12 protein-coding genes are annotated in these 13,331 nt (G+C 33.2%); 4 read left to right on the top strand and 8 right to left on the bottom strand.

The window, feature by feature from the left end:
- Positions 1-2 precede the first annotated feature (2 nt).
- Genes truA through glmU form a run of 7 tightly spaced genes read right to left on the bottom strand, consistent with a single transcriptional unit; the run spans position 3 to position 6,304 of the window.
- Positions 3-764: a tRNA pseudouridine(38-40) synthase TruA gene (truA, locus tag CSUIS_RS04885; protein ID WP_086297523.1), complete on the bottom strand. Its 762-nt coding sequence runs from the start codon at positions 762-764 to the stop codon at positions 3-5.
- Entirely contained in the window at positions 764-1,789 is a 1,026-nt protein-coding gene (locus tag CSUIS_RS04880; protein WP_086297520.1) for an LptF/LptG family permease, read from the bottom strand. Before CSUIS_RS04880 ends, truA begins: the two co-directional genes overlap by 1 nt.
- Positions 1,786-2,508, bottom strand: a complete 723-nt coding sequence (locus CSUIS_RS04875) for a prepilin peptidase (RefSeq protein WP_086297517.1) — start codon at positions 2,506-2,508, stop codon at positions 1,786-1,788. Before CSUIS_RS04875 ends, CSUIS_RS04880 begins: the two co-directional genes overlap by 4 nt.
- Entirely contained in the window at positions 2,508-3,185 is a 678-nt protein-coding gene (gene uppS, locus CSUIS_RS04870) for a polyprenyl diphosphate synthase (protein WP_086236581.1), read from the bottom strand. Before uppS ends, CSUIS_RS04875 begins: the two co-directional genes overlap by 1 nt.
- A complete protein-coding gene (locus CSUIS_RS04865) occupies positions 3,182-3,853 on the bottom strand; it encodes a hypothetical protein (protein ID WP_086297516.1) in 672 nt (223 codons plus the stop codon). Before CSUIS_RS04865 ends, uppS begins: the two co-directional genes overlap by 4 nt.
- Positions 3,850-5,010: a bifunctional phosphopantothenoylcysteine decarboxylase/phosphopantothenate--cysteine ligase CoaBC gene (coaBC, locus tag CSUIS_RS04860; protein WP_086297514.1), complete on the bottom strand. Its 1,161-nt coding sequence runs from the start codon at positions 5,008-5,010 to the stop codon at positions 3,850-3,852. The genes CSUIS_RS04865 and coaBC overlap by 4 nt, the downstream gene beginning before the upstream one ends.
- Entirely contained in the window at positions 5,000-6,304 is a 1,305-nt protein-coding gene (glmU, locus tag CSUIS_RS04855) for a bifunctional UDP-N-acetylglucosamine diphosphorylase/glucosamine-1-phosphate N-acetyltransferase GlmU (RefSeq protein WP_086297512.1), read from the bottom strand. The genes coaBC and glmU overlap by 11 nt, the downstream gene beginning before the upstream one ends.
- Positions 6,305-6,439: 135 nt before the next feature.
- Here glmU and CSUIS_RS04850 point away from each other — a divergent pair, with 135 nt between their 5' ends.
- The 4 genes from CSUIS_RS04850 to CSUIS_RS04835 are packed head-to-tail and all read left to right on the top strand — an operon-like array spanning position 6,440 to position 12,109.
- Positions 6,440-7,630 (top strand): efflux RND transporter periplasmic adaptor subunit, encoded by a 1,191-nt coding sequence (locus CSUIS_RS04850; protein ID WP_086297510.1) that lies wholly within the window; start codon positions 6,440-6,442, stop codon positions 7,628-7,630.
- On the top strand, positions 7,630-9,555 hold the full coding sequence (locus CSUIS_RS04845) for a MacB family efflux pump subunit (protein WP_086297508.1): 1,926 nt from the start codon (positions 7,630-7,632) through the stop codon (positions 9,553-9,555). The genes CSUIS_RS04850 and CSUIS_RS04845 overlap by 1 nt, the downstream gene beginning before the upstream one ends.
- A gap of 1 nt (position 9,556) precedes the next feature.
- The gene (locus tag CSUIS_RS04840; RefSeq protein WP_086297506.1) at positions 9,557-10,852 is read left to right on the top strand and encodes a TolC family protein; all 1,296 of its coding nucleotides are present in this window, start codon (positions 9,557-9,559) and stop codon (positions 10,850-10,852) included.
- On the top strand, positions 10,853-12,109 hold the full coding sequence (locus CSUIS_RS04835; RefSeq protein ID WP_086297504.1) for a ComEC/Rec2 family competence protein: 1,257 nt from the start codon (positions 10,853-10,855) through the stop codon (positions 12,107-12,109).
- Here the strand turns inward: CSUIS_RS04835 and CSUIS_RS04830 are convergent.
- On the bottom strand, positions 12,080-13,327 hold the full coding sequence (locus CSUIS_RS04830) for an ArsS family sensor histidine kinase (protein ID WP_086297502.1): 1,248 nt from the start codon (positions 13,325-13,327) through the stop codon (positions 12,080-12,082). The genes CSUIS_RS04835 and CSUIS_RS04830 overlap by 30 nt on opposite strands.
- Between the last annotated feature and the right edge of the window lie 4 nt (positions 13,328-13,331).

Here is a 13,331-nt window from a genome sequence, read left to right as displayed (position 1 = left end):
ATTTATCTAAAAAATATCTTTTTTAGATATAGTCCATTTGGTGGGGCTGGTATTTTGGTAAGTGGCTTTTGAGATTTATAAAGCTTATCAAATTTGGTTAATTCCATATCGCTATTTGCGGCTTTTAAGGCGTTTGCTACCATTAGTCTGATTTGTGCTCTTAAAAATCCGTTGGCTTTGAATTTGATAATGGTTAAATTTGGATTAGGGCTACGCCTTTTTAGACTTAGTGGGGTTTTGTAAATTTGATACGCATATGCTTTATAAATCTCTCTAATTGTGGATTTTTCGCCACTTCCGACCTTATAAAATGGCTTAAAATCTTGTATGCCAATGAAGTAAGATAGCGCTAGATTTAGCCTTTGTAAATTTAAATTTGGATAAAAATATACAAAATCGCTTAAAAATGGCGACTTTTTGCCGTGGTAGATGATATATCTATACTCCCTAGCCACTGCACTAAATCTAGGGTGAAAATCCTCATCTACAATATATATATCCTTAAGCGATATATATGGACTAAGATGGCGATTAATCTGCTCTTTTAATCTATCTAAATCCCAAAAATCCCCACAATGAACGGTTGAAATTTGATTTGATGAGTGCACACCCTTATCAGTCCTTGAACCAGATAGTATAGGCTCGTAAATTCCTACATGATTTAATGCCTCATTGAACGCATCTTCTACAGCTTGCATATTTGGCTGGGTTTGTAAGCCGCTGAATTTAGAGCCATTATAGCTATATTTTAGAGCGATTTTCATTAGTATTTTTTTATAACTTTATGTTTAAAAGTAGCTATACTAGCTAAAATCGTAGTTGTAAATATAAGTGGAATTGCGTAAAATGGATATTGCGACATTAGCAAAATTGCGGTAAAATACGCCGCTAAAACAGCAAAAATACCTATATAAATAATCCCCTTTTCATACCTATATGTCACTATACCAAAGCTTAGGGCAAATAGCACACTAGCTAGTGGAAATAGGGCTATTAGAGTATAAATTGTCAGTTTTTTGGCTACTTTTGGGTCGCTATTTACTTGCTGCCAATATTTAATTATACTAAAATTATCTCCATATTTATCTTGTATATTTGAGCGGATTGTGAGCGTATCATACTTTGATACATTCCATTTATTACTTTTAATATCATAGATATAGCCATCTTTTAAGATTAAATTTAGCCTAGCATCTTCATTTGTGATATCTCCGCTACTTGCTGTTATAAATCTCTCATCATCTATACTATTATTATAAAGAACGATATTTTCATATCTTGATAGATTTTCATCGATATTTTGTCTATCTATAAATATCATCCAAGAGCCAAATCTTTGTCCAAATTCGCTTGGTTTGATATTTAAGCTTAGTTTAGTTTTTTTATAAGATACAAAGCTACTATATAAATTTAGTGCCGTAGGCATAGCGACAAGGGCTACAAATAGCAAAATTATCGAGACTATGGTTGAGATTTTTAGGAAAAATTTAGCTATATCCTTTGGGCTATATCCTAAGGTGAATATCACGATACTTTCATTCTCTCTTGATAGTCTAAAAAAGCTCATAGCCAAAGAGACAAAAAACCCAATAGGCACGGTAAATAGCAAAATTTCTGGAAGCATAAATAGATATAGATTGATAAGTTCTAAAAAATTAATATCAATATAGCTGGTAATTCTAGCAATTTGAATAAAAAATACAATCGAAACTATCAAAAATAGCGTCGCAAAAAGCGAAGCAAATGTAGATAAAAAGCTACTAAAAAGATATCTATTTACTCTATTCATATTAATCCTAAATTTATATTATTAAATTTGCTTATTAAAACAATAATAAAACTCGCAAATAGTGCTGGGATAAAGGCTATTTGGCTACTTTTTTTAATTAAGTGAATTATAAGCTGGATTATAGCACCTATAAATAAAGCTATAAATCCCCATTTAAGCCCCAAAATAGCCACCATAGACCCAATAAATATGCTATCAGCATCGCCCATTGGCTCTATGGCATTTTTACGCAGTAGCATTAGTGTGCTTTTTAAGATTACCATAAAGCCAATGATAATAAGCGAGTTTAAAGCATTATCTATTTGGCTCATAAAAGCGTAAATTATAGCTAAAAAATATCCGCTCATTAGCAGCGAGTTTGGCACAGCCTTTAGCCTAAAATCAATCACGCTAAGAGCGTAAAAAATGGTAAATATTATCACTAAAATTACAGCTAAAATTAAATTTGGCTGAATAAAATATGCCAAAATAGCTAAAATCCCAATTAAAAGCTCAGATATAGGATAGATGGCTGGTATTTGGAATTTACAGCTTTTACACTCTCTTTTTAGGGCTAGATATGAGATTAATGGAATGAGCTCGTAGAAATTTAATTTTTTATGGCATTTAGGGCAGCGACTACGAGTAAAGATAATATCTTGTGAATTTGGTAAGCGTTCTATCAAAACCATAGCAAATGAGCCAAGACATAGACCAAAAATAAAAAATATAAATAGCATTAAATTGCCCCAAATTTACGATGCGTAGATCTAAATTTGGCGATGATTTTATCAAGCTCTTGACTAGTAAAATCTGGCCAAAGAGTTGGTGTAAAGGCTAACTCAGCGTAGCTTGATTGCCATAATAAAAAGTTGCTAAGTCTTTGCTCTCCGCCTGTTCTAATCATCAGATCCACATCTCCAAAACCAGCGCTATCAAGGTGATTTGATATGCTTTGTTCGTTGATCTTAATCCCACTAGCAAGAGCTAAATTTACAGCTCTTACAATCTCATTTTGACTTCCATAGTTTATAGCTAGGATTAAATTTAATCTATCATTATCTTTGGTTTTGTTTTTAAGATTAGTTATAGCATCTTTTAGCTCATTGCTAAATGGGCTTAAATCCCCAATAGTGTGAAATCTAATGCTATTTTCTAAAAACAAATTCTCCTTAAGCTTAATAAATTTTAAAAGCAAATTTAGTAAAAAATCAACCTCGCTTTTTGGCCGTTTCCAGTTTTCTGTGCTAAAGGCATAAAGCGTGAGATTTTTAATCCCATTTTTAGCACAGTAAATAGCTATATTTTCTACTACATCGGCACCTTTTTTGTGTCCATCAGTTCTTACTAGAGTGCGACTTTTTGCCCATCTGCCATTGCCATCCATAATGATAGCTAGGTGATTTAGGGTATTCATATGGTTGCCTTTATAGTTGCTTTTTGCCATAGTGGGGCTACAGCTTTAATCTCAAATTCGCATTTTAATTCACTAGCTAGGGCTTTGCCAAGGCTTGGGTATTGTGAGCTAATTAGGTTAAATTTCCCATCTTTTATAGAGATGATTAATGGTGCAAATATCGAAAATAGAATGTAAATTTTAGGATTTTTATTAAGCTGAATTTGAAGTAGAGCAGAGCGATTATCATAGTAAAATGGTATATGAAGTATATTTTCATTTAACGCCATAATCATATCTGCATATATGCTAAATTCATCCTTTGATACTGGATTTGCCATTTTATTTTTAATGTGCGAGATGAGCCATGAGAGATTTTGAGAGTTTGCTACCATCTCTATCAGATTTGCTCCACCATCTAAAACTGGCTCTATAATGCTCCTTTTAGTTAGGGAATTTATACTTATCACTCCGCCGCTTTGAGAACCGATATTTGCGTAATATTCACTACCAACTTCTAGATCTGTATAGCTTGTAGTGCTTATGGTTTTAGTGCCAAATTTGATATTATAGCGATTAAATCTAGTTTGCTCTAAAACTTTGATTATCACAGGCAAACTCGAATTTATCATCGTTGGGATATTATTTGCGATCTTTGCTGATTGAATTTGATTTACTCTATTTATCATAGATTTTTCACCAATTTTGTAATTTGCGATGCGATTAGCTCTTTTGGGGCTAAATCGGTTTGCGTGATTGAGTCTTTGGTTATAAAGCTTATTTGCGTCTTAATAGAGCCAAATTTAATCTCATCGTTTAAGATATTTAAGCACACAGCATCAAGATTTTTATCTATTAGCATATTTTTAGCGTTATTTAGAGCATTTTGTGCGTCCATCTCCATTTTAAAGCCGATTTTTTTGCACTTTAGATTTAAATTTTTCAATATATCAATATTTAGTTTTAGCTCGATTTTATCGCCCATTTGATCTTTTTTAATCTTTCCATCTTTGGGATTAAGACAGATAAAATCACTAACTGCCGCACACATTACTAAAATATCATTTTGGGTAACTTTTTGAGAATTTAACGCATTTAAAAGTTCATTTGAGCTTTTAAATTTAATAGTCTCATACGGGGTATCAAAATCAACCGAGCTTATAAATACTACATCTGCACCAGCGTAATAGAAGCTATCAGCTAAGGCCTTTGCCATTTTGCCGCTTGAGTGATTGGTAATTGCTCTTGCGTCATCAATCTTCTCTATTGTAGGTCCTCCTGTGATTATCACCTTTTTGCCTTGATAGAATTTATCTTGATTTAATACCCTTTTAGCAGTCTCTACAATGATCCAAGGCTCATTTAATCCGCCTTTTCCATAATCCAAACAAGCTAAAGTCTTAGCAATTGGCTCAATTATTATAAAGCCATCATCTTTTAAAAGCTCTAAATTTCTAGTTGTCGCTGGATTTTGTAGCATATTATGATTAGCCGCTGGAGCGATTATTTTGGGGCAAGATGCGGCTAATATGGTTTGTAAAAATATATTATCAGCAATCCCAAGTGCGATTTTATTAATGCTATTAGCGGTGGCTGGTGCGATGATGATTAGATCATTTTTGCTAAAGCTTATGTGATCCAGTCCACCCACCCAGCTCTCATTAAGTGAGCTTAAAACGCCATTACTAAGTGCTTCAAAGCCTATTGGGGTGGTAAATTTAAGCGCTCCATCACTTAGCAAAACACGCACATTTGCTCCATTTTTTTTAAGTAGACTTAAAATTTCATAAGCCTTATAAAAGCTGATACTACCACAAACGGCCAAGAGAATATCTCTATTTTTCATCTTTTATACCAAAAAATTTATAGAAAAATCCGCTTTTATTACTCTGTTTGGCTCTAGCAATTATCAAATCACCTTTTTGGCTATCTTTTGTTACGCTAGAACCGGCTGCTATTATCGTATCATCGGCGATATTTAGCGGTGCTATGAGCTGGGTATCGCTACCGATAAATACATTTTTGCCTATTATAGTTTTATTCTTGTTTTTGCCATCGTAATTACAAGTTATGGTGCCACACCCCACATTTGTGCCTTTATCAATCTGACAATCTCCTAAATAGCTTAAATGCCCCGCCTTGACCCCATCTAAATTTGCGTTTTTAAGCTCTACAAAGTTACCAATATGAGTGGATTTTATATAGCTTTTTGGTCTTAAATGTGCCATTGGACCAATGTCGCTATCTATTATTGTGCTATACTCTACTACTGAGCCACTTTTGATAATTGAGTTTTTAATAAGGCAATCTCCCTTAATCACACATCCACTCTCTATCTCACACTCACCTTCAAATTTGGCCCTACTATCTATAAATACACTATCAGGTAGCCTAATGATAATCCCATTTTTCATCAAATTTGATTTAATCTCATTTTGCATTAAAATTTCAGCCTTGCTTAAGGCTAGTTTATCATTTATCCCCATGAAATTTTGCTCATCAACCAAGACAGAGCCAACGCTTTTGCCATCTTTTATAGCTATTTCTATAGCGTCAGTTAGGTAGTATTCATTGCTTGCGTTTTGGTTGTTTATTTGTGGTAGAATTGATTTTAATAGATCTGTATTAAAGCAGTAAGCCCCAGCGTTACATAAATTTATATCTTTTTGGGCTTGAGTAGCGTCTTTTTGCTCTACAATCTTTACTACTTGATTGCCATCTTTTATTACTCTACCATAGCCAAATGGATCTTTGGACTCAAATGTGGCTATGGTTATATCGCTATTTGCTTGAGCTATTGATCTTAGCTCTTCTACTTTTACTAGCGGCATATCAGCGCAAATTATTAATGTTTTATCAAATTTTGGCTTTGCTGCCATAACAGCCCCAGCCGTGCCAGGATAACTCTTAATATCTTGTCTTGCGATATTGATACTGCTAAATTCGCTATTTATAGCTTGGCTAACTTCATCAAATTGATACCCTAAAACCACAGATATATCATCAGAGATTTGAAGTGATTTTTCTATTATATGGCTAATCATAGATCTGCCGCTTAGAGTGTGGAGAACTTTGGATTTTGGCGATTTCATTCTTGTGCCATTACCAGCTGCTAATATGATGATTGATATATTTTTCATACTCTTTTCTTTGGGGTTAAATTTGGCAATATTGTATCTAAAATATGGTTAAAATTGATTAAATTTGATTTATGGACTTAACAATAAATTTACATAAATTATTTACAATTTTGCTAAAAATAATCAAGGTAGAAGATGAAAATATCCAAGAAAATTTTAATTATTTCTAGTGTTATCTTAGCTAGTGGAGCTATTTTGTGGTGGGGCTTAAGAGATGAAGCACCAAAAGATGAGTATATAACAACGATGGTAAAGCGAGGTGATATAATTCAAAGCGTAGATGCTGTGGGTGAGGTTTTTTCTCGTAATTTAGTTGATGTAGGTGCTCAAGTAAGCGGTCAGATAAAAGAGCTATATGTAAAGGTAGGAGATAGGGTAAAAGCTGGAGATAAAATAGCTCAAATAGATAGCATAAAACAGCAAAACACGCTAGATCAGCAACTAGCGGCTTTAGAGATTTTAGAAGCTAAATTAAATTCGGCTAAAATTTCAGTTGATATTGCATTAAAGCAGTATAAAAGGGAGGAAAATCTAGCTAAACAAAATGCTACAAGCCAACAAAGCTTAGAAAATGCCAAAGATACTTATAGCTTAAAATTGGCTAGTTTAAAGGAGATTGAAGCTCAGATTAAGCAAACTGGAATTGAGATTGATACTGCTAGGACAAATTTAGGTTATACTGATATTAGAGCGCCTTTTGATGGGGTTGTGGTATCTGTGCCTGTGGAGGTAGGTCAGACTATTAATGCTAATCAAACGACTCCAACTTTAGTTAATATTGCTGATTTAACTAAAATGGAGATAAGATTACAAGTAAGTGAGGGCGATGTGCCAAATATAAAGGTAGGAAATAGGGTAGAATACTCGATTCTTTCAAATAATTTTAAAAAATATAGTGCGGAAATTAGCTCAATTGACCCAGGTCTTACTACGCTAAGTGATGGCAAATACTCAACTACTAGCTCAACTACTAGCTCAACATCAAGCTCGGCAGTATATTATTACGCTAAGGTAAATGTAGATAATAGCGATGAGATTTTGCGTATTGGAATGACAACAGAAAATAGAATAATAATCGCTGAAAATAAAGATGTTTTGTATCTTCCTACAATGGCGATAAAATCAGGCAAAGATGGGAAATTTGTCTATATCAAAAATGGCGATAAGATAGAGCAAAAACCTATAAAAACTGGTATAACAAATGGGATAAATACTCAGATATTAAATGGATTAAATGAGGGCGATGAGGTTATATATTTCCATCTAAATTCATCTAATATTAAAAATATGATGAATAACCAAAGAAAACCAATGATGAGATTGTGATGATTAGATTAAGTAATATTCGCAAATCTTTTAAGATTGGCAATACTCAAACTGAGGTATTAAAAGGGATAGATTTAGAGATTAAAAAGGGTGAATTCGTAGCTATTATAGGGCAATCTGGTAGCGGTAAAAGCACACTTATGAATATCTTAGGTTGCCTTGATACCGCAACTAGCGGAAGCTATGAGCTTGATGGCAAAGATATAAGTAAATTTAATAAAGATGAGCTATCTTATCTTAGGTTAAAGAAATTTGGCTTTATCTTTCAGCGTTATAATCTACTTAGCTCTAATGATACTAAAAGCAATGTAGCCTTGCCTGGAATTTATGCTGGTATGCAAAAAAATGATAGATTAAATAGAGCCAAAGAGCTATTAGCAAAGCTAGGCTTAGAGAGCAAAATAGATACTATGCCAAACTACCTAAGTGGCGGTCAGCAGCAACGAGTAAGCATAGCTAGAGCGCTTATGAATGGTGGGGAAATTTTGCTTTGTGATGAGCCTACTGGAGCGCTTGATAGTGCTAGTGGATTGATGGTAATGCAAATTTTAAAAGACCTTCATAAAGATGGGCACACCATCATAATAGTAACGCATGATAAGGATATAGCTAGCTGGGCAAATCGCATTATAGAGATTAAAGATGGTAATATAATAAAAGATGAGATAAAAAGCGATGAGACCTATGAAAATAGATCTAAAAATATATCTATAGAGTCAAATTTCCAAGCCTTTAAAGATCGGTTGATAGAGAGCTTTATAATGAGCGTATCAGCTATTAAAGCTCATAAGCTTAGATCGTTTTTGACTATGCTTGGCATTATAATTGGTATCGCATCAGTTATTTGCGTGGTGGCCTTAGCTAAAGGGAGTGAGCAGAAAATTCTAGCTAGTATAAATAGCATGGGGACAAATACTATTACTATGATTTTAGGCAAAAATTTTGGTGATAGAAATGCTAAGAAGCTTAAGGATTTTAGCATAGAAAGCTATAAAATGCTTGAGGGGTTAAGCTTTGTAGATTATGCTACGCCTAGGATTAATAGCTCTGGACTTTTGACATATGGTAGTAAAAATATAGACGCTAGCCTAAGAAGTGGTAGTGAGAATTTGCTTAGCGTATCTGGTGTTAGTATTATAAGTGGTAGGGATTTTGAGCTTGATGATTTGATATTTTCTCGCTCAAATATTATCATTGATAATTTAGCTCAAAAGGAGCTATTTGATGGGGTTGATCCCATTGGTAAGACAATTATATTTAATAAACAGCCATTTACTATAATAGGAGTAGGATATAAAGATCCAGGCTCATTTGGTGCGGATAATATCACAGTGTATCTGCCATATACAACAGTAGCCAATAAGCTTACTGGTCAGCAAAAGATCCGCTCTATAGTTGTTAAAATCAATGAAAAGGTAAATACTCAAGTAGCTGAAAGTGGCTTAATAGAAGCTATGAGTTCTATTAGGGGAGAGAAAGATTTTTTTACCATAAATTCAGATACCATTAGGCAAACCGTCCAAAGCACGGTAAATACAATGGGGCTTTTGATCTCTGGGGTGGCATTTATATCTCTAATGGTTGGTGGTATTGGTGTGATGAATATTATGCTTGTGAGTGTTTTTGAGCGGACTAAGGAGATTGGAATTCGTATGGCTATAGGGGCAAAAAGTAGAGATATATTGCTACAATTTTTAATCGAAGCAATACTACTATGTGCTATTGGTGGTGTGATTGGAGTAGCAGTGGCGTATTTAGTAGGTGCCATTGTAAATAGCATAAGCACTGAATTTAGTATGATATTTAGCGTTGCTTCAATTATTATAGCTATTGTGGTTTCTAGCCTTATAGGGATAATTTTTGGCTATATTCCAGCTCAAAATGCCTCTAAGCTAAATCCAATTGATGCGTTATTAAGGGATTGATATGAGATATGTGATTGCTATTTTTATCGCTTTTATGATTAGCGGATGCGCTAGCAAAAAGCTAGATTATGAGATTAAAGATGTTGAGTTTTATACCCCTAAGTGGTATAAGGATTTTAACCAAACTACCTTAAATGAGTTGGTTGATTTAGCTATGAAAAATAGCGAAAACCTTAACATAGCGGCTCTGAATTTAGAGATAGCTATGTTAAATGCCAATGTAGCAAGTGATGGATATATACCATCGCTTAGTGGTGAGATCGGGGCTAATTCTAGTAGAGATATCGGTAGAAATGATGAGTTTAGTAGTAGATTTAATTCTAAATTTAGCCTTAGTTATGAGCTTGATATATTTGGTAAAATTTATGATAATTACAAATCCAAAGAGTGGCTATGGTCTGCTAGTAGATCAACGCTAGAAAATTTGAGATTAACTATCATAAATCAAGTTGCTAATAGCTATTTTAATATCTTATATCTTAATGACTCTTTGCGTAGTTTAAAGCAAAATTTAGATAACGCAAAGATGCTTGATGAGCTTGTGAGAGTTAAATTTGATAACGGCAAGGAGGAGTTTTTGGCTATTAAGCAAAGCTCTCAAAATATCTTAAAAATTCAAAATCAAATTCAATCTACTCAAAGGTCATTAGAGCAAAATTATGAGAGCTTAAAAAATCTCACAAGAAGCGATATGAGATTTGATGAGCTTAGTTTAAGCGAAGTTGGATTTGTGGGGATAGGTGAGTTTGAGATTAGTGAGTTATCAAATCGCCCAGATATTAATGAGGCAATTTCGAATTTAAACGCAAGTTTTTATCAATATAGATTGAGCCAAAAAGATCTATTGCCTTCGCTTTCGCTTGGGGCGAGTTTAAGCGATGATGATAGTAAATTTAAAAATAGCTTTGATTTTAATCAACTTGGTGGGGTTGTGAGTTTTAGTTTGCCATTTTTGGACTATTATAAGTTACAAAAACATATCAAAATTAGCGAACTTGAGTTTAATAAACTTAGATTAAGCTACGAGCAAACGCTAAAAAATGCGATAAATGAAGTGATAAAATATATAAATTTCTATCAAACTGATAGTAAAACATATGAGAATTTAATAGTGATGAGAAGTGATCAAGCTAAGATTGTAGAAATTTATAAGAGCAAATATGATGAAGGGAGTGCAGAGCTAAAAGATCTACTTGAGGCTCAAGATAGTTTGATCTCAACTCAAATTTCACTAATTAATCAAAAATTTGAGCTTTTAAATGATGAGCTTAGCTACTATAAAGCTATTGCAAAGTAGATGAATCTCTTTGCTAATTTTAGGCAATTTAGTCTATTTGTAGCTATTTGTATGGCGATTTTTGCTCTAAATTTCTATTTGGAGTTTAGAAATTATGAGAAATTTAAATCTTCGCCATATAGCTTTATCAAAGCCAATTTACTATTTAGTGATAAAAGGCAGGGTAAAAGTGGGGATTATTATATACTTCAGTTTAAAAGCGATAAATTTATATTCTACACTAGATCAAAAGATTTACCAAAATGTAGTAGCTGTGAAGTGGGTGTGATAACTAAAAATCTTAAATTTAAAGATTATATAACCTCTAGATTTTTCTTACCTAGCTTTAAGATTAGTGATTTTGATGAGCCAAAGAGCCTTACTAATAGATTAAAAGAGAGTATCATAAACCAGCACACAAGCACTAAAATTCAAGAACTATATAGTGCGTTATATTTAGCAACGCCGATAAGTAAGGAGCTACGCCAAAATGTAACTAACTGGGGGATTGCGCATATTATTGCAATTAGTGGATTTCATCTTAGTGTTATATTTATTTTTATATTTTTTATATCAAATTTTACGATCAAACCGCTACAAGATCGCTACTTTCCATATATAAATTTGAGATTTTATATCAGCTTAATTTTGTTTATTTTAATGGGATTTTATCTATATATTTTGGATTTTACGCCTAGTTTTTTACGCTCATATATCATGGGGGTGGTTGGGTTTTTGCTGCTTAGTCGTGGATTAAAGGTATTTAGCTTTGGAAATTTGATTTTATCTATTTTAATCGGGCTTGCTTTTAGCGTTGAGCTACTTTTTTCTATAGGTTTTTATTTCTCATGTTTTGGGGTTTATTTTATATTTTTATATATTTATCATTTTGGAAATAAAGAAGATTTAAGTAGCTATAAGCGTATTTTTATTCATACTTTGGCTTTAGAGATATTTGTGTTTTTAGCGATGAATATTCCTGTTTATTACTTTTTTCCAACTGTGAGTTGGTATCAGCTTAGCGTTATTCCTTTGGCATATGTTTTTATAATATTCTATCCGCTTAGCCTATTTTTACATCTTATTGGGTGTGGTGGGATTTTTGATGAGTGGGTTTTAAAATTTATAGAGTTTGCTCCATCGCAGGGTAGGGCAAATGTGGATTTATGGCAGTTCATCGTATATAATATCCTTGCTTTACTAGCGATATACAAAAAGCAGATAATGATATTGTTAGCACTGCTTGGGCTATTTGTCTATATTTTTGCCTTGATTTGATTTATTAAGGCTAAAGATAAAGTCATTTACCCCATTTTGGTGATTATATAGTAGTTTGAATTTATGAGCTTCTAAGATATTATATACTATATATAATCCCAAGCCAAAGCTCTTTTTGGCGTTTGAGCCTTGTGTGAATGGCTCTATATAATATTTCAAATCATTCTCTAAAGCAGCACCTTTAGATGAGAATATTATCTCATTATTTGAAATTATAATTTTAAGAGATTTATCATCAGAGTATTTTAAGGCATTATCAATCATATTCTTACACGCAATGGCTAAAAGCTTAAAATCAGCTTTTATAGTAGTATCATCTATGGCTTCTACCTTGACATTTGAGTTATCAGCCATAGCGATATCTATAGCCTCATCTATGACATCTCGCACCTTACACGGCTTTAACTCCCCAACAAGCCTAGAAGTAGCTCTCTCTACAGCAGCAAATTCATTTATCAAACTCTCAAGTCGCTCAAAGACATCGATTAATCGCTCTTGATTTTTATTTTTCTCTATCATCTCAGCAGTAATCCTGCCTTTTGTGATTGGAGTTTTTAGCTCGTGCATGATATTACGAAGGAATAGTTGGCGACTTTTATTTAAATTTTTAATCTGGCTTACAGCTTCATAAAACGCACTTGCAACCTGGCTAATCTCATCATTTCCAGTGGCGACATTTTTAATCTCTAAGTCGCCTTGAGCAAATTTATCAATTTCACGCTTTAGCTTACCAAGTGGCATAATCTTTCTTATAATGAATATATATGTAAGCAGTATAATCCCCGCTACAAAAGCAAAGATAATCTGTATTATTATATATCTATAAGATTGATAGGCTGTATCAATAAGTAGTAGAGTTTCATCATCTTTGGTGATTTTAAGATAGTTTTTCTTTTGATGAAACAATATAGCACTCACGCCTAGCTCAGTAGAGATCTCCTCTAATGTAGCGGCCTCTTTTATGATTTTCTCTTTTTTATCCTCATTAATTACTGGTGGCATATATAAATTTGATAGTTGCTCTTTATACTCATCTTGAGTGATTATCTCATTTAGATAGAGTAAGGTTGCCCTAGCTACGATGGAGTATTTAGTGTTTAGCTCTCTTGCATAGTTGGCTTTATCATACTCTATAAGCCATAAAAAGGCTATACCAATAGCTCCAATTCCAAGTGTAAAAATCAAAGTAATAGTATAAAAAATAGATGAAAATCGCATTTAA

The sequence above is a fragment of the Campylobacter porcelli genome (genome assembly GCF_002139855.1).
In the GTDB taxonomy this organism is placed as follows: domain Bacteria; phylum Campylobacterota; class Campylobacteria; order Campylobacterales; family Campylobacteraceae; genus Campylobacter; species Campylobacter porcelli.
This window is presented reverse-complemented; position numbering and strand designations above follow the sequence as displayed.

Bases quoted from the DNA above. Each gene is read 5' to 3' on its own strand.
- truA (WP_086297523.1), bottom strand. From the start codon at position 764: ATGAAAATCGCTCTAAAATATAGCTATAATGGCTCTAAATTCAGCGGC.
- CSUIS_RS04880 (WP_086297520.1), bottom strand. From the start codon at position 1,789: ATGAATAGAGTAAATAGATATCTTTTTAGTAGCTTTTTATCTACATTT.
- CSUIS_RS04875 (WP_086297517.1), bottom strand. From the start codon at position 2,508: ATGCTATTTATATTTTTTATTTTTGGTCTATGTCTTGGCTCATTTGCT.
- uppS (WP_086236581.1), bottom strand. From the start codon at position 3,185: ATGAATACCCTAAATCACCTAGCTATCATTATGGATGGCAATGGCAGA.
- CSUIS_RS04865 (WP_086297516.1), bottom strand. From the start codon at position 3,853: ATGATAAATAGAGTAAATCAAATTCAATCAGCAAAGATCGCAAATAAT.
- coaBC (WP_086297514.1), bottom strand. From the start codon at position 5,010: ATGAAAAATAGAGATATTCTCTTGGCCGTTTGTGGTAGTATCAGCTTT.
- glmU (WP_086297512.1), bottom strand. From the start codon at position 6,304: ATGAAAAATATATCAATCATCATATTAGCAGCTGGTAATGGCACAAGA.
- CSUIS_RS04850 (WP_086297510.1), top strand. From the start codon at position 6,440: ATGAAAATATCCAAGAAAATTTTAATTATTTCTAGTGTTATCTTAGCT.
- CSUIS_RS04845 (WP_086297508.1), top strand. From the start codon at position 7,630: ATGATTAGATTAAGTAATATTCGCAAATCTTTTAAGATTGGCAATACT.
- CSUIS_RS04840 (WP_086297506.1), top strand. From the start codon at position 9,557: ATGAGATATGTGATTGCTATTTTTATCGCTTTTATGATTAGCGGATGC.
- CSUIS_RS04835 (WP_086297504.1), top strand. From the start codon at position 10,853: ATGAATCTCTTTGCTAATTTTAGGCAATTTAGTCTATTTGTAGCTATT.
- CSUIS_RS04830 (WP_086297502.1), bottom strand. From the start codon at position 13,327: ATGCGATTTTCATCTATTTTTTATACTATTACTTTGATTTTTACACTT.